The organism is Rhizobium sp. UGM030330-04, assembly GCF_003208455.1.
In the GTDB taxonomy this organism is placed as follows: Bacteria; Pseudomonadota; Alphaproteobacteria; order Rhizobiales; family Rhizobiaceae; genus Agrobacterium; species Agrobacterium rhizogenes_A.
Map to the genome: position 1 here is coordinate 314815 of NZ_QKML01000005.1, position 26215 is coordinate 341029.

The 26215-nt window shown below is 59.6% G+C and carries 28 protein-coding genes and 1 tRNA gene; 14 read left to right on the forward strand and 15 right to left on the reverse strand.

Annotated elements, in window-relative coordinates:
• Positions 1-10: 10 nt before the first annotated feature.
• Positions 11-490: a MarR family winged helix-turn-helix transcriptional regulator gene (locus tag N434_RS10410; RefSeq protein WP_110757564.1), complete on the reverse strand. Its 480-nt coding sequence runs from the start codon at positions 488-490 to the stop codon at positions 11-13.
• A 439-nt stretch (positions 491-929) separates the two neighbouring features.
• Between N434_RS10410 and N434_RS10415 the strand changes: the two genes are divergently transcribed.
• Both N434_RS10415 and N434_RS10420 read left to right on the forward strand, forming a co-directional pair.
• Complete coding sequence (locus N434_RS10415) at positions 930-2594, forward strand: electron transfer flavoprotein-ubiquinone oxidoreductase (protein WP_110757566.1); 1665 nt, start codon at positions 930-932, stop codon at positions 2592-2594.
• A 422-nt stretch (positions 2595-3016) separates the two neighbouring features.
• Complete coding sequence (locus N434_RS10420; RefSeq protein WP_065115234.1) at positions 3017-3757, forward strand: pentapeptide repeat-containing protein; 741 nt, start codon at positions 3017-3019, stop codon at positions 3755-3757.
• A gap of 101 nt (positions 3758-3858) precedes the next feature.
• Here the strand turns inward: N434_RS10420 and N434_RS10425 are convergent, their stop codons facing one another.
• Positions 3859-4875 (reverse strand): zinc-binding alcohol dehydrogenase family protein, encoded by a 1017-nt coding sequence (locus N434_RS10425; RefSeq protein ID WP_110757567.1) that lies wholly within the window; start codon positions 4873-4875, stop codon positions 3859-3861.
• Between the two features lie 103 nt (positions 4876-4978).
• Between N434_RS10425 and N434_RS10430 the strand changes: the two genes are divergently transcribed.
• The gene (locus N434_RS10430) at positions 4979-5368 is read left to right on the forward strand and encodes a winged helix-turn-helix transcriptional regulator (protein WP_065115236.1); all 390 of its coding nucleotides are present in this window, start codon (positions 4979-4981) and stop codon (positions 5366-5368) included.
• A 97-nt stretch (positions 5369-5465) separates the two neighbouring features.
• Here the strand turns inward: N434_RS10430 and N434_RS10435 are convergent, their stop codons facing one another.
• Positions 5466-5858, reverse strand: coding sequence for a nuclear transport factor 2 family protein (locus N434_RS10435; RefSeq protein ID WP_286172197.1), 393 nt, complete (start codon positions 5856-5858; stop codon positions 5466-5468).
• A gap of 296 nt (positions 5859-6154) precedes the next feature.
• Here N434_RS10435 and N434_RS10440 point away from each other — a divergent pair, with 296 nt between their 5' ends.
• Positions 6155-6991 carry an undecaprenyl-diphosphate phosphatase gene (locus N434_RS10440; protein WP_065115238.1) on the forward strand — a complete coding sequence of 279 codons (837 nt, stop codon included), beginning with the start codon at positions 6155-6157 and terminating at the stop codon, positions 6989-6991.
• A gap of 227 nt (positions 6992-7218) precedes the next feature.
• Here the strand turns inward: N434_RS10440 and mgtE are convergent, their stop codons facing one another.
• Together mgtE and N434_RS10450 are read right to left on the reverse strand one after the other, a co-directional pair.
• A complete protein-coding gene (gene mgtE, locus N434_RS10445; RefSeq protein ID WP_110757569.1) occupies positions 7219-8592 on the reverse strand; it encodes a magnesium transporter in 1374 nt (457 codons plus the stop codon).
• A 282-nt stretch (positions 8593-8874) separates the two neighbouring features.
• Positions 8875-10119, reverse strand: coding sequence for an MFS transporter (locus N434_RS10450; protein ID WP_065115240.1), 1245 nt, complete (start codon positions 10117-10119; stop codon positions 8875-8877).
• 238 nt (positions 10120-10357) lie between these two features.
• On the opposite strand from N434_RS10450, the gene N434_RS10455 reads away from it, so the two are divergent.
• The 3 genes from N434_RS10455 (at position 10358) to N434_RS10465 (ending at position 13467) form a co-directional block, all read left to right on the forward strand.
• Positions 10358-11266, forward strand: coding sequence for a diacylglycerol/lipid kinase family protein (locus tag N434_RS10455; protein WP_110757642.1), 909 nt, complete (start codon positions 10358-10360; stop codon positions 11264-11266).
• A 293-nt stretch (positions 11267-11559) separates the two neighbouring features.
• Positions 11560-12933 carry an aspartate aminotransferase family protein gene (locus tag N434_RS10460; protein ID WP_181423934.1) on the forward strand — a complete coding sequence of 458 codons (1374 nt, stop codon included), beginning with the start codon at positions 11560-11562 and terminating at the stop codon, positions 12931-12933.
• Positions 12934-12996: 63 nt separating this feature from the next.
• Positions 12997-13467 carry an OsmC family protein gene (locus N434_RS10465; protein ID WP_065115242.1) on the forward strand — a complete coding sequence of 157 codons (471 nt, stop codon included), beginning with the start codon at positions 12997-12999 and terminating at the stop codon, positions 13465-13467.
• Between the two features lie 376 nt (positions 13468-13843).
• On the opposite strand, the gene N434_RS10470 is transcribed toward N434_RS10465, so the two are convergent.
• The 6 genes from N434_RS10470 to N434_RS10490 form a co-directional block, all read right to left on the reverse strand.
• Positions 13844-14035, reverse strand: a complete 192-nt coding sequence (locus tag N434_RS10470; protein ID WP_110757573.1) for a type II toxin-antitoxin system VapB family antitoxin — start codon at positions 14033-14035, stop codon at positions 13844-13846.
• A gap of 58 nt (positions 14036-14093) precedes the next feature.
• Positions 14094-15599, reverse strand: a complete 1506-nt coding sequence (gene amn / locus N434_RS10475) for an AMP nucleosidase (RefSeq protein WP_110757574.1) — start codon at positions 15597-15599, stop codon at positions 14094-14096.
• A 105-nt stretch (positions 15600-15704) separates the two neighbouring features.
• Complete coding sequence (locus N434_RS25760) at positions 15705-15878, reverse strand: hypothetical protein (protein ID WP_181423935.1); 174 nt, start codon at positions 15876-15878, stop codon at positions 15705-15707.
• 10 nt (positions 15879-15888) lie between these two features.
• Positions 15889-16071 (reverse strand): hypothetical protein, encoded by a 183-nt coding sequence (locus tag N434_RS25765; protein ID WP_020809511.1) that lies wholly within the window; start codon positions 16069-16071, stop codon positions 15889-15891.
• Positions 16072-16226: 155 nt separating this feature from the next.
• Positions 16227-16823 (reverse strand): AAA family ATPase, encoded by a 597-nt coding sequence (locus N434_RS10485; RefSeq protein ID WP_110757576.1) that lies wholly within the window; start codon positions 16821-16823, stop codon positions 16227-16229.
• 167 nt (positions 16824-16990) lie between these two features.
• A complete protein-coding gene (locus N434_RS10490; RefSeq protein WP_065115245.1) occupies positions 16991-17329 on the reverse strand; it encodes a DUF2147 domain-containing protein in 339 nt (112 codons plus the stop codon).
• Positions 17330-17920: 591 nt separating this feature from the next.
• Between N434_RS10490 and N434_RS10500 the strand changes: the two genes are divergently transcribed.
• Positions 17921-18184: an SEL1-like repeat protein gene (locus N434_RS10500; protein ID WP_003524109.1), complete on the forward strand. Its 264-nt coding sequence runs from the start codon at positions 17921-17923 to the stop codon at positions 18182-18184.
• Between the two features lie 307 nt (positions 18185-18491).
• Here the strand turns inward: N434_RS10500 and N434_RS10505 are convergent, their stop codons facing one another.
• Together N434_RS10505 and N434_RS10510 are read right to left on the reverse strand one after the other, a co-directional pair.
• The gene (locus N434_RS10505; protein ID WP_110757580.1) at positions 18492-19604 is read right to left on the reverse strand and encodes a pyridoxal phosphate-dependent aminotransferase; all 1113 of its coding nucleotides are present in this window, start codon (positions 19602-19604) and stop codon (positions 18492-18494) included.
• A 171-nt stretch (positions 19605-19775) separates the two neighbouring features.
• The gene (locus tag N434_RS10510; RefSeq protein WP_065115247.1) at positions 19776-20123 is read right to left on the reverse strand and encodes a hypothetical protein; all 348 of its coding nucleotides are present in this window, start codon (positions 20121-20123) and stop codon (positions 19776-19778) included.
• A gap of 330 nt (positions 20124-20453) precedes the next feature.
• On the opposite strand from N434_RS10510, the gene N434_RS10515 reads away from it, so the two are divergent.
• Complete coding sequence (locus N434_RS10515) at positions 20454-21671, forward strand: NAD(P)/FAD-dependent oxidoreductase (RefSeq protein ID WP_110757582.1); 1218 nt, start codon at positions 20454-20456, stop codon at positions 21669-21671.
• A 7-nt stretch (positions 21672-21678) separates the two neighbouring features.
• Positions 21679-22479, forward strand: coding sequence for an aldolase/citrate lyase family protein (locus tag N434_RS10520; protein WP_110757584.1), 801 nt, complete (start codon positions 21679-21681; stop codon positions 22477-22479).
• Positions 22480-22482: 3 nt separating this feature from the next.
• Here N434_RS10520 and N434_RS25770 read toward each other — a convergent pair whose 3' ends face one another.
• Together N434_RS25770 and N434_RS10525 are read right to left on the reverse strand one after the other, a co-directional pair.
• On the reverse strand, positions 22483-22659 hold the full coding sequence (locus N434_RS25770) for a hypothetical protein (protein ID WP_162854460.1): 177 nt from the start codon (positions 22657-22659) through the stop codon (positions 22483-22485).
• 92 nt (positions 22660-22751) lie between these two features.
• Complete coding sequence (locus N434_RS10525) at positions 22752-23093, reverse strand: hypothetical protein (protein ID WP_080842190.1); 342 nt, start codon at positions 23091-23093, stop codon at positions 22752-22754.
• Positions 23094-23256: 163 nt separating this feature from the next.
• Between N434_RS10525 and N434_RS10530 the strand changes: the two genes are divergently transcribed.
• The 4 genes from N434_RS10530 to N434_RS10550 all read left to right on the forward strand — a co-directional run.
• Positions 23257-23347: transfer RNA gene (locus tag N434_RS10530), tRNA-Ser, on the forward strand.
• A 232-nt stretch (positions 23348-23579) separates the two neighbouring features.
• Positions 23580-24494 (forward strand): FRG domain-containing protein, encoded by a 915-nt coding sequence (locus N434_RS10535; RefSeq protein ID WP_110757586.1) that lies wholly within the window; start codon positions 23580-23582, stop codon positions 24492-24494.
• A 417-nt stretch (positions 24495-24911) separates the two neighbouring features.
• Positions 24912-25220 (forward strand): hypothetical protein, encoded by a 309-nt coding sequence (locus N434_RS10540; RefSeq protein WP_110757587.1) that lies wholly within the window; start codon positions 24912-24914, stop codon positions 25218-25220.
• A gap of 669 nt (positions 25221-25889) precedes the next feature.
• Positions 25890-26215 (forward strand): porin (locus N434_RS10550; protein ID WP_146227646.1); only part of this gene is annotated, 326 nt, incomplete at its 3' end.

Consider the following 26215-nt stretch of genomic DNA (forward strand, 5'->3'; position numbering starts at 1 on the left):
GTCGGCTTTCCTAGTCATCGTGCTTTCCCGCATTTTCCGCCTCCGCCAGTCGATCCGCGAAGCCCTGCCTTTCGAGGGCCGTTGCCAGGCCTCCAAGAATTTTCAGGACCGGAAAGCCGATCTCCGCCTCAAGGTCGCGAATTGCGCGGAAGGTCGTTTCCCAGTGCGGCTCCAGCTTTTGCAGAAGTTGGAGACCGCGCTCGGTCAGCTTGAGGCCGCTTTTCCTTCCATCATCCAGTGCATGACGAACGACCAGCCCGTCTTTCAGCATCAGGCTGACCGTCTGGCTGATCGCGCCCTGGGTGAGGCTGCTGGCGGTGGTGATATCCGTCACCGTCACGGCACCGGCGCTCAATGCGCGCAGCACCGGCGTGTAGCGGGGGCGATAGTCGATATCGAGCGCGCGATAACGCTCGGCGGCGCCTTGATCGACGAGTTCGCCGACATAACGGAGGAGTTCGCCCAGACCGGGCCTGTGGTTGCTCGTCATGAGAGGTGATTTACATTAGCGCTAATGTAATTTCAAGTGGGACCTGTAATGCCAGCTGATCGGGTGGATATCACCTCGATGGAACCCGCGTGAAGTGGAGGCTTGGCGCAGGATCGATCCGCGATCAAGCGAAGGCGGGATGGGTGGTTCTCCTGATCGGCAGGTGCGGACAACGCTTGACGCCCGTGCCGGTCACTTCTATTCTTATATTACGTGAACGTAAAAGTAATATATCAATCGTCAGGTTGTCTGACAATTGACTGGCGTGCGACATGTTTTGCCGCTATAGAAGCTCGACAAAGGCGTCGTGCTTTGCGAAGACAGGGGAGGCGAACTCCTTGTTGCGCACGGGCTTTTGCCTCGCACCGGCAATGCCCTGCGAATGGCGGAAAGCGGATATAACAACAGCCGGACGGGACCGGCGACCTGAGAGGATGAGATGACGGAAGCGATGGAACTGCCCGAACGCGAAGCGATGGAATTCGACGTTGTGATCGTTGGCGCGGGTCCTGCGGGTCTTGCCGCCGCGATCCGGCTGAAGCAGGTGGAGCCGGAGCTTTCGGTTGTCGTTCTCGAAAAGGGTGCGGAAGTCGGCGCCCATATCCTCTCCGGCGCGGTTGTCGATCCAATCGGTATCGACCGTCTGCTGCCGGGCTGGCGCGAAGAGGAGGGGCATCCCTTCAAGACCGAGGTCAAGGACGACCAGTTCCTGTTTTTAGGTCCTGCCGGTTCCATCCGCCTGCCGAATTTCATGATGCCGCCGCTCATGAACAATCACGGCAATTACATCGTCTCGCTCGGGCTGGTCTGTCGCTGGCTGGCGGAAAAGGCGGAAGGGCTCGGTGTCGAGATCTATCCGGGCTTTGCCGCCACGGAAGTGCTTTATAATGAAGAAGGCGCCGTCATCGGCGTCGCCACCGGCGATATGGGCATCGAGAAGAACGGCGAGCCGGGCCCGAACTTCACCCGCGGCATGGAGCTGCACGGCAAATATGTGCTGATCGGCGAAGGCGTGCGTGGGTCGCTCGCCAAGCAGCTGATTTCCAAATTTGACCTCTCCAGGGATCGCGAGCCGCAGAAATTCGGTATCGGCATCAAGGAACTCTGGCAGGTCAAGCCGGAGAAGCACAAGCAGGGCCTCGTGCAGCATTCCTTCGGCTGGCCGCTCGGTTTCAAGACCGGCGGCGGCTCCTTCCTTTATCACCTGGAAGACAATCTCGTCGCCGTCGGCTTCGTGGTGCACCTCAACTACAAGAACCCCTATCTTTATCCCTTCGAGGAATTCCAGCGCTTCAAGACGCATCCGGCCATCCGCGATACGTTCGAGGGCGGCAAGCGCATCTCCTATGGCGCGCGCGCCATCACCGAGGGCGGCTATCAGTCGGTGCCGAAGCTCACTTTCCCCGGCGGCGCGCTGATCGGCTGTTCGGCCGGTCTCGTCAACGTGCCGCGTATCAAGGGCAGCCACAACGCGGTTCTGTCGGGCATGCTGGCGGCGGACAAGATCGCCGCGGCGATTGCGGCCGGCCGCGCCCATGACGAGGTGGCGGAGATCGAGGCCGAATGGCGCGTAGGCGATATCGGCAAGGATCTGAAGCGGGTGCGCAACGTCAAGCCGCTATGGTCGAAATTCGGCACGCTGGTCGGCATCGGCCTTGGCGGTCTCGACATGTGGACGAACCAGCTGTTCGGCTTCTCGTTCTTCGGCACGCTGAAGCACGGCAAGACGGATGCGCAGAGCCTCGAACCGGCTGCAAAGCACAAGCCGATCGCCTATCCGAAACCGGATGGCGTTTTGACCTTCGACCGCTTGTCTTCGGTATTCCTGTCCTCCACCAACCATGAGGAGGACCAGCCGGTGCATCTTCAGGTAAAGGACATGGAGTTGCAGAAGCGCTCCGAACATGACGTCTATGCCGGTCCTTCGACCCGTTATTGTCCGGCAGGCGTCTATGAGTGGGTGGAGAAGGATGGCAGGCAAGTCTACGTCATCAACGCCCAGAACTGCGTGCATTGCAAGACCTGCGACATCAAGGACCCCAACCAGAACATCAACTGGGTGCCGCCGCAGGGTGGCGAGGGGCCGGTTTACGCCAATATGTAAGAGCGGCGGGACTCGATCCCTCTCCTTCGTCATGCTCGGGGCTGGCCTGAGCATCTGCAACCGGTTGATTTTACGACACGTGGACGCATCCTCGGGACTGGCCGCAGGATGAGGTCGAGCGTGGCTCGCGGAGCGGGAAAGCCTCTCATCGCGCAAGATAATCTCCCATGGCGCAGACGCGCGATGGCTTGACGCGAGCGCAAGAGGGCATGAGGCAAAAGTAGCGCTCAGGCCTCTTTCCCGTCAGTATTTGTGGATTGCTCTTCGATTTCTTACATATAGGATGTTGGGGTGTTGTAGCATCACGTTGCCCGTGGATTGCGGGGCGGGAATGCGGTAACGCCTTGAATGTGCGTGTGGTCCTTGGTTCGGCTCGAGAGCTGTTGCGGTTGCGCCGTCGACCGGCGACAGGGAGTGTGAGAATGTCCGGCTTTCAAAGGCTGAATATCGTGCGGAAGACGAGATTTGGCGCCGCTGTGGCGGCGGCGGTGGTTGCGGTGGTTTCGCTGAGCGGCGGCCCGCTCGTGGCTGCCAGCTGCCGCACCGATGCCATGGCCGGCATCGACTGGCGCCAATGCAACAAGCGTCTTCTGATGCTGGGTGGCAGCAATCTCGATTCGGCGATGCTCTACGGCACGGACTTCACCTATACCGACCTGCGCGGCTCATCGATGAAGGGCGCCAACCTCGAAAAGGCGAAACTCATCCGCACGGCGCTGGGGGAGGCGAACCTGCAGGGCGCCAATCTGACCAAGGTGGAAGCCTATCGCAGTGACTTCAGCGCCGCCGACGCCACCAACGCGAAATTTATCAACGCCGAGATGCAGCGGACCAAGTTCGAAAAAACCAAGCTCGACGGCACGGATTTCACCAAGGCCGAACTGGGCCGCGCCGATTTCGAGGGTGCAACGCTGAACGGCTCGAAATTTTCCCTGACCAACCTGTCGCGTGCCCGCTTCGGTGGCGCAAAGCTCGGTGGGCCGGTGGATTTCACCAACGCCTTCCTGCTCCTGACCCGTATTGAAGGACTTGATCTTTCCACGGCAACCGGCCTTGAGCAGAAACAGGTCGATATTGCCTGCGGCGACGCCAAGACCAAATTGCCGGGCGGCCTGACCACGCCCGCGTCATGGCCGTGCCCGGAAGACCCTGACGACGACTGACAAGATAAAAGCCATGCGGGATTTTTCGCGCATGGCGGACGCATTTCAGTCAAGGCGGAACAAGACGGCGCGCCCGCCATGCGAATGCGCCGTCGTGTCGATCAGAAGCCCGAAAGCACGATCTTGCCCTTGGCCGTGTTGCTCTCGATCAGCGCGTGCGCCTTGATGAGATTTGCGGCATTGATGGTGCCGAAGACTTCCGTCAGCGTCGTTTTGATCTTGCCGGCATCGACCAGTTGCGCAACGTGGTTCAGCAGCCTGTGCTGTTCGATCATGTCAGGCGTCTTGAACACCGCGCGGGCGAACATCATTTCCCAATGGATCGACACGCATTTGCGCTTGAAGGCCATGATGTCGAAACCGCCGGCCGGATCGTCGATCAGCGCGAAACGGCCCTGCGGCGCAATGGCCGCCACGCTGTCGGCGGCGTGAATGTCGCTATGGGTGGTTGAAAAGACGAAGCCTGGCGCGCCGAGGCCAAGCGCCTCCACCTGCGGGGCAATCGGCTTGCTGTGATCGACAACGTGATGCGCGCCGAGGTCTTTCGCCCAGGCCATCGTTTCCGGCCGCGAGGCGGTGGCGATGACGGTAAGGTCCGTCAGCGCCCGCAGAAGCTGGATGGCGATCGAGCCGACGCCGCCGGCGCCACCGATGACCAGAACGGCGTTGGCAGCGCCCGGAACCGGGTCCTTCACCCGCAGCCGGTCGAACAGCGTCTCGTAAGCGGTGATCGCCGTTAGCGGCAGGGCTGCGGCTTCCTCGAAATTCAGCGATTTCGGCTTTGCGCCGACAATGCGTTCATCGACCAGGTGGAATTCGCTGTTGGAGCCGGGACGGTTGATGACACCGGCGTAAAACACCTCGTCGCCGGGCTTGAACAGCGAGACCTTGTCACCGACGGCCTTCACCACGCCTGAAGCATCGAAGCCGAGCACACGGGTAGCGCCATTCTCCGGCGACTGGTTGCGGCGCACCTTGGTGTCAACGGGGTTGACCGAAACGGCCTTCACCTCCACCAGAATGTCGTGCCCCTTCGCCTCCGGCTGCGGCAGGTCGATATCGACAAGGGCATCCTTTGCGGTGATGGGCTGGCTTGTCCTGTAACCGATGGCGCGCATGAACAGTCTCCTTTGCTTGTTTGCGTGCCTCTTACTTGATACATATGAACATCAATCGCAAGAATGCACATTTTGTGATGATACATACAAAAAGGATACTGTGATGTCGCGACCGCGCGCCAAGCTTACCGGCAATTTCCCCGGTTGCCCGGTGGAATCGACCTTGAGTTTTCTCGACGGAAAATGGAAAGGCGTGATCCTTTATCACCTCATCAACGAGGGCACGCTGCGCTTCAACGAGCTGCGCCGCCATATTCCAAGCGTCACCCAGCGCATGCTGACCAAGCAGCTGCGCGAACTGGAGGAGGCGGGCCTGATTTCGCGCACCGTCTTCCCGGTGGTGCCGCCACGTGTGGACTACGCGCTGACACCGCTTGGCGACACCATGAAGCCGGTGATTTCGGCGCTGAAAAGCTGGGGCGACGCCCATGTCGTCTGCAAGAACGGTGCGAAATACACACAGCTTCCGCAGGCTGCGGAGAAGGCCGCCTGAATATCGCCGCGACAGAACGGATCGTGACGGGAATTGCTGGTGGTGGAGCGGATGGTGCAGGTACAAGTCCCGCACATCCGGCCGGCATCGGCGATGCCTACTGGCTGAAGGCGGCCGATGTGCCCGCTGATGATGAACCCGTCAGGGCATTCTCAATCTCCGCCGTATCGAAATAGAACGGCGTTCCCTCTATGAGCAGCCCGTCATGAAACCGCAGTATCTGCGCGAATGGCTGCTTGATCTCCACCCCTGTCACGCGGCTTGTCATGTGCAGGAAACAGGAAACATGAAGCCTTTCGGCGGAGCCGGCGCAGGTCAGGTCTTCAATCGCCATTTTGCTGAATGTTTGGTTCATCGCCTGCATCAATCCCGCGATGCCCGGCAGACCTTTCCAATCACCGGAATAGGGTAGCGACGTCGGTTCGTGAATGACGACATCAGGGTGAAAGGCTTTCGTCAGTATTGCGATATCGCGCGATTCCGATTCCATGAAAGACATTTCCACTTCAAACATTCTTTCAAGCATCTGCAGGGGTGGGAGTGTTTCAGGCTGGAGCGTCATGGTGTCCTCGATGTTGCGGGTGATGACGCGACCTTATTTGACCGGTCCGGAGGCCGGCCACCCGTTTCCTGCCGCACGGCTCAACAGGGCGGGTGGCAGGCTGAAAAATCATCGATTAAAACACACCGGCCTTCACCCTTGTTCGATGGTGCGATGCAACATGCATTTGCCCCGATTAATGCATAATGCTGCCATTGTGATTCGCAGCAGGGACATCAAAGCACATGAGCATGGGTTGGATGGAGGCCGGATTTCTCGGTCTTTTGCAAGGACTTACGGAGTTTCTTCCGATTTCTTCAAGCGCGCATCTGAGGATAGCCGGGGAGTTCCTGCCCTCCGGCGCCGATCCCGGGGCCGCCTTCACCGCGATTACGCAAATCGGCACGGAAATGGCAGTGCTTGTCTATTTCTGGTCCGACATCATGCGGATCGCCGCCGCCTGGCTGCGGCAGAACCTGCGCCTCGGCCCCTATGACAAGGCCGATGCCCGGCTTGGCTGGCTCATCATCGTCGGTTCCGTGCCGATCGTGTTTCTCGGCCTGTTCTTCAAGGATGCCATCGAACATTCGCTGCGCAACCTCTATATCACCGCCGTGATGCTGATCGTCTTCGGCATCGTTCTTGGCATTGCCGACAGGATCGGTGAGAAGCGCTACAAGCTGAACCAGCTGATCTGGCGCGACGGTATCCTCTTCGGTTTCGCGCAGGCCATGGCGCTCATCCCCGGTGTCTCGCGCTCGGGCGGCACCATCAGCGCCGGCCTGCTGCTCGGCTACACCCGCGAGGCGGCCGCCCGTTATTCCTTCCTGCTCGCCGTTCCCGCCGTCTTCGGCTCCGGTTTCTACCAGCTCTTCAAGAGCATCGGTGAGGACAACCCGGTCGGTTGGGGGCAGACGGGACTTGCCACCCTGATCGCCTTCATTGTCGGTTACGCGGTTATTGTCGTCTTCCTCAAGCTGGTCTCCACCAAGAGCTACATGCCCTTCGTCTGGTATCGCGTGGTCATCGGCTTCATTCTGCTCGGGCTGTTGGGAACGGGCGTCATCAGCGCCGGCGGGTGAGGGGCTTTCCAGGAACCATGCTTTTGGCAAAGTTGCATCATCCGCACGCCGTCACTCCGGACTAGATCCGGGGTCCAGCGCGATCAAGTCCTTGATCGCAAGAGACTCTTCTCACGGCGCAGACGCGCCGTGGCTGAATGCCGGATCAAGTCCGGCATGACGGAGGAGAGATTATGACGTGCCGCGAAATGTAGAAGGCCCGCTCTTTCGAACGGGCCTTTCGTCTTTCAAAGCAACGTGCCGCTCAAGATCACCAGCGCCACCGAGAAGTAGATGACGAGGCCGCTGACATCCACCAGCGTGGCGACGAAGGGGGCAGATGCGCTGGCCGGATCGAGCCGCAGGCGCTGCAGCACGAAGGGCAGCATGGAGCCGGCAAGTGAACCGAAGGTGACGATGCCGACCAGCGCTGCAAAGACGGTGGCGCCGACCAGCAGCCAGTGGTCGCCGTAGTCGTAAAAACCGGCCTGCTGCCAGACCGTGAGCCGCAGGAAACCGATGGCGCCCAGAATGCAGCCGAGCGTCAGGCCCGTCGGGATTTCCCGAAGCAGCACCCGCCACCAGTCGGAGAGCTTCAGTTCGCCGAGCGCCAGCGCCCGGATGATGAGCGAGGTGGCCTGGGAACCGGAGTTGCCGCCCGAAGACATGATGAGTGGAATGAACAGCGTCAGCACCACGGCCTTTTCCAGCTCGCCTTCGAAATGCTGCATGGCGCTGGCCGTCAGCATTTCGCCGAGGAAGAGCGCTGCGAGCCAGCCGGCGCGCTTGCGGATCATGTCCGGAAAGCCGATCGTCATATAGGGCTTGCCCAGTGCCTCCATACCACCGAACTTGTGGGCGTCTTCCGTTGTGTCGGCGATCATGGTGTCGATCACGTCGTCAACGGTGACGATGCCGAGAATATGCGAACGGTCATCGACGACGGGCAGTGCCAGCAGGTCGTGCTTGCGGATCAGCCGGGCGACATCTTCCTGTGACATCAGCGGGCTGGCGCAGACGATGCCTTCCTTCGATGCGACGGAGAGGATGGAAGCACCGGCTTCGCCGGTCAGCAGGCGACGCAGCGTCACGACGGTTGTCAGCGTTCCGTCCTGCGCCAGCACATAGATGGCATAGACCGTTTCACGCGACCGCTCGACGACGCGGATGTGCGAAAGGGTCTGTTCCACCGTCCAGTCATCCGGCACGCTGACGAATTCCGTGGTCATGATCGAGCCGGCCGTGCGCGGCGGATACCCCATCAGGTGCTTGATGGAGAGCGCTGTCGTGCGGTCCAGCCGGGAAAACAGCTTTGCGCGTGGTTCTTCGGCCATTTCCGCCATGACGTCGGCGACGCGGTCGTCAGACATCAGGTTGACGAGGCGGGCGGCCTGTTCAACCGGAATATCGGCGATGATGGCGGCGGCGCCATGCAGTTCCGGCCGGTCGAGAATGGCGACGGCCTTTGCCTGCGGCATGGCGAGGAGGGCGGTTGCGGCATCGCCGACCTCAAGCGTGTTGAGGTGCTCGACGCGTTCGGCAATGGTGGTGGAGCCGGCGTTTCCGCTACGAAGAAGACGTGCGGCCTTGCTGGCCCTCTGGGAGAGGTTGTGGAAGTTCATGATTGCTCACCTTTCCGTCGATTCGCCGATAACGGCGAACGCGGTGGTGAGCCGACAGCGGTCGGATCAGTTCACGTTCGCCGGTCTCGGCAAAGGCAATCGACTGCTACTGTCGCTAGACATCCAATGATGCTCCGTTGAAATCCGCGCCGTGCCGCAAGGCATGCGCGTAAGGCCGTGTTGCGCCTGAAACCGAAAAGAGTCAAGCGCCCGATTGTGAAATTTGTGCAAGGTTCTGCACCACGGCGAGGAGCGGTGGTGCGGGCTGTAAAAAAGGCGACTTCAGGCCGCCTTTTCGCGCCGCTCGACGGTGACGGAAACAAGGAAAACGCCAAGCCCGAGAAGCGACAGAACCGCACCGACATAACCCGTCGAGGCGTATCCGAAACCCATGGCGATGACCAGCCCGCCGAGCCAGGCGCCAAGCGCATTGGCGATGTTGAAGGCGGAGTGGTTGGAGGCGGCGGCCAGCGTCTGGGCATCCTGCGCCACATCCATCAGCCGCGTCTGCACGGCAGGGCAGGCGGCAAAACCGCAGCCGATCAGGAAGACGCAGAGGCACAGCATGAATGGATCCTGCGCGGTCATGCCGAACACCGCCATGACCACCACGTTGAAGGCGAGCATGCCGCCAATGGTGCCGTTGAGCGAGATATCGGCCAGCCGGGAGCCGACCACATTGCCGACATTCATGCCGATGCCGAATAGCGCCAGCACCATCGAGACGGTGGAAACCGGCATCATCGCCACATCGGTGGTGGTCTTGGCGATGTAGCTGAACACCGAGAACATGCCGCCGAAACCGACAGACGCGATGGCAAGCGTCAGCCATACCTGCACGCGGCGGAAAGCGCCGAGTTCGCGCCAGACGCTTGCGCCTTCCTCCACCCGGTCACGCGGCTGGAACAGCCAGAGCAGGGCGACGGTCAGAAGCGCGATGCCGCCGACCAGCATGAAGGCGGCGCGCCAGGACAGCAGCTGGCCGAAGAAGGTGGCAAGCGGTGTGCCGAGCAGCGTAGCGATGGTGAGGCCGAGCATGACGCGGCCGACGGCGCGGGCGCGTTTATGGATCGGCGCCATGGAAGCCGCCACCAGCGCCGCGACGCCGAAATAGGCGCCATGCGGCAGGCCGGTGATGAAACGCAGCACGGTAAAGCTCAGGAAGTCAGGTGCGACGGCGCTCAAGATATTGCCAGCGGCAAAAAGCCCCATCAGGCCGAGAAGCAAAGCGCGCCGCGTCATGCGGGCCGCAAGAACCGCGATGATCGGCGCGCCGATGACAACGCCGAGCGCATAGGCCGTGATAACATAACCCGCCTGCGGCACCGTCACGCCATAGGTCGTGGCGACGTCAGGCAACAGACCCATGATGGCGAATTCGCCGGTGCCGATGCCGAAGCCGCCGGCGGCCAGCGCCAGTTCGATAAGCGCGATGGCAAGCGGCGAGAGCGCCACGGCCGGAGTGTCCGTGTAAACGGTTTCATTCTCCGCTGCGGGGCGAATTTCGGAAATATTCGACTGGCTCATGGTGACCTGAGAAGGGGGGAGGACCCCACAGAAAAAAGGGCAAGACCGTATGGGAGCGGTCTGCCCTGACTGGAGATGCGCGGTCATGAAAATGACCTTAAGTGATCCCTAACATGAAATGATGCGTTGCGGTAGAGCGATTCTCGGCAAAAGACGATCTTCACGCGATGGTGTTCGGAACTCTATATGAAGCCAGGCATTTACGCGCGGCTGTGAACGTTACGGAACCGGGTTGGACATGAAGCTCATTGCAATTTTCAATCGCGACGGCGGCACCTTTCGCACCACTGATATGGATGCCTATTGCGACCACGCCCGCGCGGCCTTTTCCCGGGCCGGGCACGAGATCGATTGCCGTCTGGTTTCCGGAAAGGACATTGTCGATGAATTGGAGCGCGCTGCCGATGAGCCTGATATTGAAGGCATCATTGCCGGTGGCGGCGATGGCACCATTTCGGCCGCCGCTGGCATCGCCTGGAAACAGGGTATTGCACTCGGCATCGTGCCGGCCGGCACCATGAACCTGTTTGCCCGCTCGCTGAAACTGCCGCTCGACATTCGCCTGGCGCTGGAAACGCTGGCGACTGGCGAGATCGCCAGCGTGGATATAGCCAGCGCCAACGGCCGGCTTTTCGTTCACCAGTTTTCCGCCGGCCTGCATTCGCGCATGGTGCGTTATCGCAATAACCTCGCTTTCGCCTCCCGCCTCGGCAAGATCAAGGCAAGCATCCGCGCCGCCGTCAGCGTCATCCTCAATCCGCCGGTCTTTGAGGTGGAATATACCGTGAATGGCGAAACCCAGCACCGCAAGGTCTCGGCCATTTCCGTCTCCAACAATGAATTCGGCCAGAATTCGCTGCTGGTGGCGGATAATGTATCCGGTGGCCATCTCGGTTTTTACCTCACCGATCCGCTGCGCCCCTCCGGCGTTGCAAGGCTTGCCTTCGACATTTTGCGCGGCAGGCTGAAGGAAAACGCCGCCGTGACAGCGATGACGGTGACGGATGTGGAACTGCATTTTCCCAGGAAGCGTCACGATGTGCGCTGCGTCATCGATGGCGAATTGCTGCCGATGGAGCGGGATGTGGCGCTGGAGGTTCATGCCGGCGAGTTGAAGGTGCTGGTGGGCCGGGCGTTTTTCGCCTAGCGCGGACGGAGTGCGTTTGGATCGGGAGCACGCCGCTTGTTTCTTCTCCCCGAGGGGAGAAGTCCGCGGCAGCGGGATGAGGGGGGAAGCTCTCGGTCCATCACTGGCGTTGCCCTCTCATCCGACCCTTCGGGCCACCTTCTCCCCGACCGGGGAGAAGAAACGGGCGGCAACCGCTCGTTCAATGCGTTGGCCCCTGAAAATCACCAGCCTTGCCAAATCAAAGCCGCCCGGCCATGTTCGGCAGGCGCGGTGGCTTGAGCGCCGTTGCCTTTATGGGAGTGCGATCTGTCATGAATGAAGTCTCCAAGCCGATGTCCAACCTTGCCGCCATCGATGCCGCCCATCACCTTCACCCGTTTTCCGACATGGGCAAACTGAATGCCGCCGGCACCCGCATCATCGAACGGGCCGAAGGGGTGTTCATCTATGACAGCACCGGCAAGAAATACCTCGATGCCTTTGCCGGCCTCTGGTGCGTGAATATTGGCTATGGACGCCGCGAAATCGCCGATGTCGTTCAGAGGCAGATGAACGAGCTGCCCTATTACAACGCCTTTTTCGGCACCACCACGCCGCCCGCGACGCTTCTGGCGCAGAAGATCGCCTCGCGCGCCGGGCCTGACATGAACCATGTGTTCTTCACCAATTCCGGTTCGGAAGCGACCGACACCTGGTTCCGCATGGCGCGGGTCTACTGGAAGGCGCTCGGCCATCCGACGAAGACGCAGGTCATTGCCCGCCGTAACGGCTATCACGGCTCGACGGTGGCCGGCGCCTCGCTCGGCGGCATGAAATGGATGCACGAGCAGGGCAACCTGCCGATCGAAGGCGTTGCCCATATCGGCCAGCCCTACTGGTATGCCGAAGGCGGCGATCTTTCGCCCGCCGAGTTCGGCCTGAAAGTGGCGCGCGAACTGGATGCGAAGATCGATGAACTCGGCGAGGAAAATGTCGCCGCTTTCGTCGCCGAACCCATTCAGGGGGCAGGCGGCGTCATCGTGCCGCCGGAGACCTACTGGCCGGAAATCGCCCGCATCTGCAAGGCGCGCAATATCCTGCTCGTCTCCGACGAGGTGATCTGCGGCTTCGGCCGTCTCGGCTCGTGGTTCGGTTACCAGCATTTCGGCGTGGAGCCGGATTTCGCCCCCGTCGCCAAGGGCCTGTCCTCCGGTTATCTGCCGATCGGCGGCGTCATCGTTTCCGACCGGGTGGCGGAAGTGATGTTGTCGGAAGTCGGCGACTTCAACCACGGCTTTACCTATTCCGGCCACCCCGTCTGCGCCGCCGCCGCGCTGGAAAACCTCCGTATCATCGAGAATGAGGGTCTGGTGGAGCGGGTGCGCGACGATATCGGCCCCTATTTCTCCGAAGGCTGGAAAAGCTTGACCGATCACGAACTGGTGGGCGAGGCCGTGAATGTCGGCCTGATGGGCGGCCTGCAGATAACGGCCGACAAGGCAACCCGCCGGCGTTTCGCCAAGCCCGATGATATCGGAACCGCCGTGCGCAACCATTGCCTTGCAAACGGCCTTGTCATGCGCGCCACCGGCGACCGCATGCTGGCCTCGCCGGCGCTGACGATCAGTCGTTCGGAAGTGGATGAGATCATCGAGACGTTGCGCAAGGGGCTCGATCACCTGCGCGATACGCGAGAGCATTTCTAGGAAAAGTGGACACCGGTTTTCCGTTAGAAAATGCGAAAAAGATTCCAAGGGAGGAATAATCAGATGGCAGGACAGGAACATCGTTACGCCGTGCAGGTGAAATGGACCGGTAATCGCGGCAAAGGCACATCCGGCTACCGCGATTATGAACGCGACTACACGATTTCCACCGCAGGGAAAGCCGATATCGCCGGCTCCTCAGACCCCGCCTTCCGTGGCGATCCCTCCCGCTGGAATCCCGAAGACCTGCTGGTCGCCTCGCTCTCGGCCTGCCACAAGCTCTGGTACCTGCATTTCTGCTCGGTCAACGGCATCATCGTTGAAGACTATGTCGACAATGCCGAAGGTACGCTTGTCATGGAAAAGGACGGCGCGGGGCAATTCAGCGAAGTGGTGCTGAAACCGGTCATCACCATCTCGAAGGGCGATCCTGCCCGCGCGGACGAACTGCACCATGATGCGCATGATAAGTGCTTCATCGCCCGGTCGGTGAATTTTCCGGTGCGGGTGGAGGGGACGGTGAAAGTGGTTTGAGACGGATGTGGCGCGCGATCTGCGCGAGTGGACCGCGGCGGGCAACTTCACGAGAGCATGTCCAGTAAAAGTGCGTAGTTGTTTTGCTGGACGTCCGTAAAAATAAAGGGATAGAGCGCTTCCAAAGATCTCGATTTGTCTGAAGCGCTATAGGCTCAGTCATAATTGTTGTTGTCCGCTCAATGCGTTATTTTGCCGTGATTGTATTGTTTCTTTCTCCGTCATTCCGGCCTTGAGCCGGAATCCAGTCAGCCCAAGTCCTTGGGCTGAAAAGACTCTTCTCGCCGCGCGGACGCACGTCGGCTGGATTCCGGCTCAAGGCCGGAATGACGGAGGTTATGTTCCTTGATGGCAGTGAGAGCATTGAGTGAGTCAATTAGGACTCATCCGTTCTCCAGCTATCGTGGATTCCATTGAGATTGCCTTCACGGCCGACGCCTCGAAGTTTCCGGTGTATACGGATGAATTCTCTCAGAGCCATTTCAACCGCCGCTTCGGTGTTGGAGAGGCCGGTTATTTCCATCACCTCTGCGATCAACTCATCATCAAGGTCGATAGTTATACGCAATTCAACGCCTCAAGGTGTCTGGGCCACATCAGCACCTTGAGGGCGAAGATGCGCAATCTTACTGGAACGCCGTCTCGTAAAAGCTGCGAAGCTTGCGCGAGTGCAGCGTTTCCGTCGGCATGGCGGCGAGTTTCTGCACGGCGCGGATGCCGATTTGCAGATGCTGGGCGACCTGGGTGCGGTAAAACTCCGTCGCCATGCCCGGCAGTTTCAGTTCGCCATGCAGCGGCTTGTCGGAGACGCAGAGCAGGGTGCCGTAGGGGACACGGAAGCGGAAGCCGTTGGCCGCGATGGTGGCCGATTCCATATCGAGCGCTATGGCGCGCGACTGCGACAGGCGCTTGACGGGGCCGGCCTGATCGCGAAGTTCCCAGTTGCGGTTGTCGATGGTGGCGACGGTGCCGGTGCGCATGATGCGCTTCAGCTCGAAGCCCTCGTAACCGGTGACTTCCGCCACAGCGCCTTCCAGCGCCAGTTGCACTTCGGCGAGAGCCGGGATCGGCACCCAGACTGGCAGGTCGTCATCAAGCACGTGGTCCTCACGCACATAGGCATGCGCCAGAACATAGTCGCCCAGCCGCTGGCTGTTACGCAGGCCGGCGCAATGGCCAACCATCAGCCAGGCATGCGGGCGCAGCACGGCGATATGGTCGGTGATCGTCTTGGCGTTGGAAGGGCCGACGCCGATATTGACCAGCGTGATGCCGGCATGGCCCTTTTTCTTCAGGTGATAGGCAGGCATCTGCGGCAGGCGGGCAAGCACGGCGTCCGTTTCCGGCCTGTCGGAACCGGCAGGGGTGATGATATTGCCGGGCTCCACGAAGGCCGTGTAACCTTCGCCGCCATTCTTCATCATCTGCCGCGCCCATGCGGCCAATTCGTCGATATAGAACTGGTAGTTGGTGAACAGCACGAAATTCTGGAAATGGCTGGCGCTGGTCGCCGTATAGTGGCTGAGGCGCGCCAGCGAATAATCTATGCGCTGCGCGGTAAAGGGCGCCAGCGGTGCGGGTTCGCCCGGCACCTGATCATATTCGCCATTGGCGATGAGATCGTCGGTATTGTTGAGATCGGGCGTATCGAAGAGATCGCGCAGCGGCACATCGGAGAGCGACGATGCAGCCGCCGCCTCGACATAGGCGCCTTCGCCGAAGGCGAAATGCAGCGGAATGGGCGTCGCCGATTCCGAGACGGTGACCGGAACGCCGTGGTTCTTCATCAGAAGCCCCAGCTGTTCCTTCAGGTAATGGCGGAACAGCTCCGGCCGGGTGATCGTCGTCGTGTAGACGCCGGGCGCGGTGACATGGCCATAGGAAAGGCGGGAATCGACATGGCCGAAAGTTGCCGTCTCCAGGCTCACCTGCGGGTAGCAGGCGCGGTAACGGCCGGCAATCGGCGCACCCTTGGCAAGGTCGGTGAAGGAATTGATCAGGAACGCCGTATTGCGTTCGTAAAGCGCGGTCAAAGCCTCGACGGCTTCTTTCGGGTCCGTGAATGTCTGCGGCGCGAAAGGTTCGGGGCTGATGAAGGTGAGGGGCGGAATCGTTCGTTTTGCTATTGTCATGGCCCATTATAAGAGGCCAATTTCGACAGGCAAGCGACAGAAATACGAAGAAACTGAAAAGAAACGGGAAATGCGGCTCAAGGAGGAGTGGCGGCGGCGAAGATATCAGCCGAGTGCGCCACGCTGCAGGCTCATCAGCAATACGAAGCCGGCGTCTTTCGAGGCGGGGCGGGGGTCGGCCTTGTAGACCGCAAGTCCCGCCACCGGGCCGAGAAAGATCGAGGCCATCAGCACCAGCCGCAGAGCGGAAAACAGGCCGTTGGAAAAGCTTGTGGTCATCGGTCAGTCCTCAAAGTACGACGGGGCAATTGGCGGCGGGTGACGGGCTGTGCTGGCAGGCGATTGCCGCGCCCGCATTCACCCGCTGGAAACTGCGGTTAGGATTGACGACGAGCGAAGCGAAGGACATGGCGAAGATCGCCATGAGAAACGCGAAGATTGCCAGCCGGCTTATCAGCTTTGCCATGTCCATTCCCCTTATTGGAGTTGATGGACAGAGTTTTGCCATACTCGGACTGAACGGACCCTGAGGCCCCGGTTCATATGGTGTTCAGGGATGTTAACGGGTGGTGACATGGCAAATTGATGCCATAATGGCGCAGGGCACCGCGCCGACCGCGTGTTTTTTCAGGTTGGAGGGACTGCCATACGGGCGGCAAGATCGGCCACGAGGGTCTCGAATGCCTGAGGCTCGGCCACATCGACGAGCGGCACGTGGTGCTCCTGCGCCGATGCCAGCATTTCGGTGTTTTCCCGCAGCGAACGCTCGATGAAGGCATCCATGATCCGCCGCTGGTGGGCAGCGGCATCTTCATATCGGGCGTGAGAGCGCATCCGCTCAAGAAGAAAGTCATTCCCGGCATGAAGGAACACGCCGGCGACCGTGCTGCCAAGCAGGGGCGCCATGAATTCCGGGCGCAGGGCAGCACCCTCGAAGATAGCGGGGCTGCCGCCATGGGAGCTGCTGTCGATCATCGGGCGGATCAATGGCCAGATATTGTGGTGATGCACCTTGAGAAACCAGTGGATCGTTTCCGCTGACAGCTGCGTGTAATATTCCTCCACCGGTGCCGGTATGCCCGACCAGGGCCTGCCGGGGTGGCGGGCGAGACTGTCGGTCGATATCGCCTCGCAGCGGAGCCTTTTACTCAAAATACCGGCAAGGGTGCTCTTGCCCACATGCGAGGTGCCGGCAATCAGGATCGTCGTAAGGCTGGGGGGCATGCATCACTCTCGTTGCTGTTCAGGCCGGCGCAACGATACATCAGCGGGGATATGTGTTCCACGCGGCATCGCTCATGATGGACATGAAAGCCTGTGGATGCCTTGGCCAGCCGGACGGCGGGGAGCCTCAGGCCCGCCCGCCGCCCCGGCTACCGGCTTATCAGGCGTTACAGCCGCGTCCAGGTCTGCGATTTGCAGAGAACCTTCAGAACGCAGCCCTTCATGTTCAGCGAATTGCCGGAAACGGTGCCGGAGCCGCTATAGGTCTTGTCATTGGCGGGGTCGGTGATTTCGCCCGAATAGCTGTTTCCCTTGCCGGAAAGCTTGCCGATCTGTTTTCCGGCATGTTTGCCGGTCTTCAGCGTCACGCAGAAGGCGCCGCCGCAGGGGCCGATCACCGCGGTTTCGCCGCTGGCCGTTTTCCAGTTGCCCTCGATGGCCTCTGCGGCAAAGGCAAGGTTGCTGCCCATCAACAGGGCCGCGGCAATCATCATCACACGCTTCATAAAAACTCCTCCCGAAATTTGCACAAACCCTTCTGAACCGCACCGGTCACGAAGAAATGGAAGCGCATTAAACCCTGTTCAGCATCACCGGGGTGCACGGCCTCCTGCGAAGCGTTCACCTTTCAGGCCATGCTATCCCTTGCCTGTTTCATCCTCATCACAGGCGGGCGGATAGTATTTTACGTTAACGTAAAAGGAAACAGAAATTTGCTGTCGCGGGGCGGGGTCGCGCCGTCTGCGGGACATGGGGGAAGGGCAGATTCGAAAAATGCTGTTTTGATCGTGGTGAATAAAGGGTTGAAATCCAATTCTGAAATTTTCGTAAAAATCGTCTGGAAGTCCTTAATTTCCGCACCTCCTGATATTTAACAAAAACTCAATTTTACCAATCATTTGCAGTTTGTTTGCAGCACATTAATCATGCCTTTTAAGCGCCCGTTGAAAGCCTGCTGGCATAGTGAACCCATCAAAAGCGCAGGAAAAAACCTGCCGGCCGAAAGGACAAAAAAGCCGCAAAAGACGGCGGGTCCGGAAGGCAGCCTCGACAAGAAGGCGAATGATGAAACAGGCAGAAAGACAGGGATAAAAACGATGGCACGCTTTGAAATTCGCGATATCGAAATGGCTGCCGGTGGCGAAACCCGCGCCGACACCCTTTGCAATCTCGGCTTGGTCTATGCGACCGGCCGGGGCTGCAAGGTGGACCTGATCGCGGCCCACAAATGGCTCAACATCGCCGCGATCCGCGGATCGGAAAGAGCCGCTTCGCTGCGCGCCGATCTCGCCCGCAACATGACGAAGTCGGAACTGGCCGAAGCGCTGCGCGCCGCCCGCGACTGGATGACGATGCATTGATTGACCCAAGACATCACTGAGATTTCCGGTCCGGTTCCCTCCAGTCCCGATGACCGGCGCAAAGGAAAGTAAACCCGAAGGGGAACGCGGCGAGGGCTTCGGAAAGAAGCTTTTGCGCTGACACATCAAACCGCGACCGGCAGGAACAAGGCCGGCGCGGTTTTCTTATGTTTGGCGATGTCCCGTTGCCGGAAAATGATTCGCGGGCAGGGGTTTGCGGCGGGACGTTGAATCGATGCGGGTAATGCCCGGCACTTTCCAACCCTCATTCCTGCGCCGGTCACGGGAATGAGGGTGGGATGGGAACTTACCCGAGTGCCTTGAGAACCTTTGGCAGCGCCTGCTCGAAAAGATCGAGCTTGTCCTCGGTGCCGGCGCTGACACGAATGCAGCGGTTGAGCGGGGCCACGCCCGGCATGCGGATGAAGACACCATGCTCCATCAGTCCATCGACGATGGCGCGGGCATAAGCCCCGTCGCGATGGCAGTCGATGGTCACGAAATTGGTGGCGGAGGGCAGCGGTGCAAGACCGTTGTCGCGGGCGATTGCGGAAATCCGGTCGCGGGCATCGGAAATCCTGCCAACCACCTCATGCAGATAGGCCTGATCCTTGAGCGCTGCGAGGGCGCCGGCGACCGAAATGCGCGCCATGCCGAAATGGTTGCGGATCTTGTCGAAGGCTTCGACATTGCCAAGCGTGCCGATGGCATAACCCACGCGCGCGCCGGCGAGCCCATAGGCTTTCGAAAAGGTGCGCATGCGCAGGATGTTCGGCTGGCCGATCAGCGCGTCGATGGCCGGCACGGCGCTGGCGGGCGCGGTCTCGCAATAGGCCTCGTCCAGAATGAGCAGGCAGGTCTCCGGCAGGGCGCGGGCAAAGGCAACGACCTCGCTCGCTTCCCACCAGCTTCCCATCGGATTATCGGGATTGGCGAAATAGACGAGCGGCGCGTTTTCCCGGATGACGAGATCGAGAAGCCCGTCGAGGTCTTCGTGATCGTCGACATAGGGCGTGGTGACGAGTCTGCCGCCAAAACCGTTCACATGGTAATTGAAGGTGGGATAACCGCCAAACGAGGTCACGACCGGGGTGCCGGGCTCGATAATCAGCCGGGCGATCTCACCCAGCAGTCCATCAACGCCGCTGCCAACGGCAATATTGCCGCGCGAGACACCGTGATGGATGGCGAGCGCTTCCTTCAGTTCGAAATTTTCCGGATCGCTATACATCCAGGTCTCCGCCGCCGCATCGCGCATGGCCAGCAGCACGGAAGGGGCGGGGCCGAAGCCGCTTTCATTGGCGCCGATTCGCGCCTCCACCTTCAAGCCGCGGTTCCGCTCGATGGCTTCCGGGCCAACGAAAGGAACGGTTGAAGGAAGCGAGACGGCAAGCGGCGTGAGGCGTGAAAAAGCGGACATTGGCTGAAAGTTCCGGTACCTGTGTTTGAAAACCCGGCTCACAATAGGTGCAAAAACACCGGAAGCAAGCCGCGCCCCATGGCCGGATGGCTGTTTTGGAACAGATTTTTCCGCAGCCGCGTCAAGCGAGGAAAACCTGCCGGATCGATGGGCGGCGCGGGCACAACAGACTCAGGCGCTGGTCTCGAAACTCAGCCGGCGCACATGGTGCAGGAATTCCGCATCGATCAGCATGTTGAAACCGATGGTGACCTTTTCTTCCTCCCGGCGGATCAGCGTGCAGCCGATCTCATCGCGAATACCCAGAATTTCCAGATAGAAATTGGCCGGCATTTCCAGGTCGGGGCTGACATCCAGCTCCGCGCCGTAGAGGGAAATGGTGCGCACCAGGCAGCGCATGGTGTCCGTGGCGCTGAGATGATGCCCGATGAAGGTGATCTTGCCGGGCCGGTCGATCTGAAATTTCTCGTACATCTCGTCCTGTGGGACGCTCTGACGGGGATCCATATGCAAAGCCATGACAACCTCCCGGATTGCCTCTTCCTGATGCTGATTTTAACGCGGCTTCCTTGCCAGCACATGAAGGAAATGCGCGCAATTGTTCGTTTTCCGTCTCGACATGGGCCATTGTCACCCTTGCAAGCCGATGTTTCCCTTGAGGGAAATGCATTGGGCTTCGTCCGGTTGCAGGCGTGCCGCAGCCAGTGCTGATAATGTGTCATGCTTGCACCGGGCTGGCGTCGCTGTGCTGTTGACGCGGGCCGTACTTGGCGTTACGCCTGATCCGGTAATATGGCTTCGCAGGGTGCGGCTGGATGGCCCCTTGTGATTCGTATCTGGGAGTGGACTGTGACGGGAAGGCTGGTAATCGTCGGGGCGGGGCAGGCCGCTTTCGCGCTGGCGGCAAAGCTCCGGGCGCTGAAGGACGACCGTCCGATCACCATCATCGGCTCCGAGGATGCCTATCCCTACCAGCGGCCGCCGCTTTCCAAAAAATACCTGCTCGGCGAGATGAGCTTCGACCGGCTGATGTTCCGCCCGGAGGAATGGTATGCGGAAAATAATGTCGATATCCGGCTCTCCACCTGGGTGGAGGAAATAGACCGCCGTGCCAAAACGGTTCGTATGCAGGATGGCAGCACGCTTGCCTATGACAAGCTGGTGCTGGCGACCGGGGCCGCGCCCCGCCCGCTGCCCGCCAGCATCGGCGGCGACCTGGAAGGGGCCTTGACCGTTCGCGACAAGCGCGACGCCGACCGTCTCATGGAAGAGATGAAACCGGGCCGCAGGCTGCTGGTGATCGGCGGCGGTTATATCGGCCTTGAAGCGGCCGCCGTTGCCCGCAAGCTCGGCCTTGAAGTGACGCTGATCGAAATGGCCGACCGCATTCTGCAGCGCGTTGCGGCGAAGGAAACCGCCGATATCATGCGCGGCATCCATCAGGCCCATGGCGTTTCCATCCGCGAAAAGACCGGCCTCGTGCGCCTTGTCGGCATGGATGGCCGGGTGGCCGCCGCCGAACTCTCCGACGGTTCGACGCTTGATGTGGATTTTGTGATTGTCGGCATCGGCGTGACGCCGAATGACCGCCTTGCCCGCGAATCGGGCCTTGATGTCGGCAATGGCATCGTGGTGGACGGTTATACCCGCAGTTCGGACAGGGACATTCATGCGGTGGGCGACTGCGCGTTATTGCCATGGCGCGGCCAGCATGTGCGTCTCGAATCGGTACAGAATGCCGTCGATCAGGCCGAGGCCGCCGCTGCCGTGCTGGCAGGCACCGAAACCGCCTATGACGCGAAACCCTGGTTCTGGTCGGATCAATATGAGGTAAAGCTGCAGATCGCCGGCTTCAATCTCGGTTACGACGAGACGGTGCTGAGACCCGGCGCCCGTGAGGGCAGCTGGTCCGTCTGGTATTTCCGCGACGGGCATTTCGTGGCGGTCGATGCCGTCAATGATGCCAAGGCCTATGTCGCTGGCAAGAAACTGCTCGATACCGGCGCGGAGCCGGATCGCGCCATCCTGGCGGATACCTCCGCCGATCTGAAATTGCTGCTCTCCTGAGGACATCATGCCCGCTCCCGAAAACCGTTTCAAAACCGCCATCCACGCCGGCAAGCCGCAGATCGGCCTCTGGCTAGACATGGGCGAGGCCATTGCCGCGGAAATCGCCGGCACGGCGGGCTTCGACTGGCTGGTGATCGATGGTGAGCACGGGCCGAACGATCTGCGCAGCATCATCGACCAGCTGCGTGCGCTTGCCACGTCACCGGCCGAGCCGGTGGTGCGCGTGCCGGTCGGCGAAAGCTGGATGATCAAGCAGCTGCTGGATGCAGGTGCACGCACGCTTCTTGTCCCGATGGTCGATTCGGCTGATCAGGCCAGAGATCTGGTCAGCGCCATGCATTATCCGCCGCGCGGCATTCGCGGCATGGGGGCCGCCGTGGCCCGTGCCTCTGCCTTCAACACGATCACCGATTATGCCGACAGCGCTTCGGACAGCGTTTGCCTGCTGGTACAGGCCGAAACGCGGGCGGCGATCAACGATCTCGACAATATTCTTGCGGTGGAAGGTGTGGACGGCGTCTTCATCGGCCCTGCGGATCTCGCCGCCGATATGGGCTATCTCGGCAGGATCGACGAGCCGGAGGTGCAGGCGGTGATCGAGGCGGCCATCGTCAAGATCGTCGCGGCGGGCAAGGCCGCCGGCATTCTGACCTTCAACGAAACCTATAATCTCCGTTACCTCGAACTCGGTGCTTCCTTCGTGGCCGTCGGCGCCGATGTCACGGAATTTGCCAACGCCCTGCGCAACCTGTCCGGCCGCTACAAGGGCGGGGCAGCGCCGGCGCCATCCAGATCGGGTTATTAAGTCTCAGTCGTCGTTGCTGGCATTCAGCTTTTCCGGCGGGATGCCCTCTTCGCCGGAGGCAAGGTAGCCGCTGTTGATGAGGGCGGCGCGGACGATGCGCTGAACGGCCTCATCGCGGTCCACGCCGTGGTCTCTCGCAAAATCCGACAATGCCTCTTCAAGGTCGTCGCTGAATAGCATTTCTGGCCCCCCATTCGTGTTGTCATGAAATCAATGCAAAAAAGGCAAGGCGGAAACGTCCCGCCTTGCCCCGACTTTAATACATGCGGCGATCAGCGCCAGCGATAAAGGCCGCTGTTCGACGAGCTCTGCTGGGTGCCGGCGCCAACCGCATAACCGATCGCAAAACCGAGTGCGCCGACGATCGTCAGCAGCGACGTGGCGGTGCCGGGATTTTCCTTGACCGCTTCCACCACATTCTGGCCCTGGGCGCGCACATTATGCGCCGCCTTGCGAACCCGGCCGCGCGCCTCATCCAGAAATTCGGACGCATCCTCGCTCACGCCTTCCGCGCGGGCGGAAACGGATTTGGAGAGGGATGCGATTTGCGAGCGCAACTCGGCAATCTGATTTTCGATCGTGTCTTCGACAACATTCAGTTTGGTCTGAGCCATTAGAACACCTCTTTTGTTACCGAAGCGGAGAACGTGCCGGCTTTGAAGAAGTTCCCGCACACCCCGCAAAGTTCCACGGACCGGCGCCCGGCCAACAGGTTTTTCGGCTTCTTGGCGAAAAAGCCTTGCATTCATTTTTTTTACGCAATAATCAGGCCGCACCGGAGAGGTGGCCGAGTGGTCGAAGGCGCTCCCCTGCTAAGGGAGTATACGTCAAAAGCGTATCGTGGGTTCGAATCCCATCCTCTCCGCCATTCCTGACGATTACCTTCGATGGCACGATATTGTCGTGGGCTATCGTGCAGATTTTACCACTATCGCCTCCGCTATCGCGAGGATAGCTTTCACATCATGATTGAATGATGGCCCACACATGCTTGTTGGGCAGCATAGCCGCTATCGGCAAATTCGCTTCCAATAGAGCCTATGGCTGGCATCAGAAATGAAATAGGCTCGATACGAAATCTTGCCGCCTAGGAGGTAGGGATGCCAGAATTTACTACTGAGGTTAAATTTGATTCCGCTTCCGCATTTTTAGCGGCGCTCTCCCCTTGGACATCCTCCATTGATTTGCAGGGGTATATTTTTCGAGGCCATTCAGACGATTCGTACGAACTCATTCCCGCCTCCATTCGTCATACAAACAAAGAAAATTTTTGGCGAATTTGCGGGCTCGGAAAACCGATAGACAATCAGTCGGAATGGGAGGAATGGCATTCGCGAGCAGAATACAACCTACTAAGAGAGTTCTACAAAGCTGCAGATCGAAGAGGGCTTTACGTTCCGCATGCTGAGCGAGTTCGATCACGATTGGCCAGCAATTTCGATATCTTCCCAACTATGAGGTTATCGCCAGAAGAATGGTTGCCGAATGACCTTCTTGAGTTGGCTGGTTTGGCTCAGCACTATGGTTTGCCAACTAGGCTCTTAGATTGGAGCTATGATCCACTAATTTCGGCCTATTTTGCGGCCGCCTCCGCCAAGCCGGGTACGTATCTCTCAGTGTGGGCACTAGATGCTGACGAAGTGAGCAACATGAATCAAACTATTCACCGATCACCTCTGAGACTGGTGACGCCACCATACCATGGCAATCCAAATCTTGCCGCGCAATCCGGCATTTTTACCAGCTGGTCGGTTCAGCTACAAACTATACATGAGACAATCGCGAATGCGTTGCTTATAGACCGCCGCTCTCTGGACGTGCTTATGAAAGCACATGGAGAGAGCCAGTCGTGGAAATTTCCTCGCAGCCTTTTTTTAAAATTCATACTTCCGTCTGAGTTTGCATCAGATGTCTTGAGATCGTTGGAGGCGGCCGGTTATGGCGCCTCTCGCATATTTCCTGGCTATGGTGGGGTTGCTAAAGAAATTGTCCGACGACATCAGCAATGGATGTAAAGAGCATTTAGAGGGCTATAGCATAGACATTTCTCTCTTTTTTTGTCCGCAGTCCGCCATCAAATTCAGCCAGGACTTTGGTATTCTCGGGCAAATCGGGCTGCTGGTTTGTTCTTTCCGTTTTCATCCCCATCTCGCGGCCTGAATGGCTGCAAACCCTGCCGGTAGGCGTGAACTGCATGCGGCGGTGGTGATTGGGAAAAAATCGCGTCCCCGGGGACGTTGCTTACATCATCGAATCGCGCACGCTTCATTGCAGCCTCGCAGGCACTGCACTATCGGCGAGGGCAGGCCGCCCATGCGATCACGCTTATTTCAGAAATTCGATCGGCTCTTTTGCGCGCATGATCCTGGATACATCTCGTTCTTTGACAAAGAGCACCTATCTAAGTTTCTCACGCACACGAAGGAGATTTGATGATCGACGAATACGGCCCGCACGTGCAGATGGGCACGCTTGCAGAGCAGATGGCCGCCCGCTACCAGATGGACGCGAATCTTGAATTGGGGCCGCACCTGTCGCACTACATGGAGGAGGTCGAGGTCAACATCTCCGCTGACAGCTTTGACCATGTGGGGTTCATGAACAGGATTTGCGGGCGACTGACGATGGCGCTGGCAACAGCTGCCGCGCCCCGGCGCCGCGAGTTCCTGCAGGCCGTCGTAGTCGCGCTTCAAGAGCGCATCGATCGACATTCACTCGATGTGGCTGTGGACGGCATTTAAGGCACTGCCATCCAAGCAATAATGAGCGCCGGAAGGCCGGCCGGTCATTTGCGCCGGTTCATCCGGATCGCGGCGGCGTAACGCCTCGTGGCGGATGCGACAGGGCGACCGTGAGGCAAGGGCGTTTGTACGGCCGTCATGTCCACGGCATGCAGCATTCGCCGGAGGCAAATCAGTTTGCCAGATCGCCGCTATACCCGGCCCGTCGAATCGCTGCCCGGTGAATCAGTCGCAGACCGAAACGGTTTTTCCGCCGTTTCCCGACATGCGCATCCGTGGAGTGCTGCGGCACGGCATAGGTCGAAGCAAAAATTTCCCACATCTCCGCCCGATAGGGCAACGCGACGCCAAAAAGGCCGATAGTTTAGAAACACCTTGTTAACCGATCTAACTAACGGATTTTCAAGGAAATTCTTAACGCATCGTAAAAGCTTCGATTGGCTGGCATGGCGCTGTGTGTTGTTTCCGCAACAAACCGAAATGAAGCATATACGTAAATGCTATTTATCGGATGTTGGCGATTGCAAGCGGCGAAACCTTTTGTATTTTCACGACCAGAAGCGAGGCGGTGGATCGTTTGGCTTCTAAGAACACGGGAATGGGGCAGGGAATGCTGTCCTTCAGCGAAAGAACCCAGACCCTTTTAAAAACTTTGACTGGAGGTCAACCATGAACATCAAGAGCCTTCTGATCGGCTCCGCTGCGGCTCTCGCAGCAGTATCCGGCGCACAGGCCGCTGACGCTATCGTCGCTGCTGAGCCCGAGCCCCTGGAATACGTTCGCGTTTGCGACGCTTTCGGCACCGGCTTCTTCTACATCCCCGGCACCGAAACCTGCCTGAAGTTCCAGGGCTACGTTCGTTTCCAGACCGACTTCGGTCGCGACAAGTCCGGCACGTCTGACTGGAACTCGTTCACGCGCGCCCAGTTCGAAGTTGACACCCGCACCGACACCGAACTCGGTGCTCTGCGTGGCTTCATCGGCTTCCGCGGCAA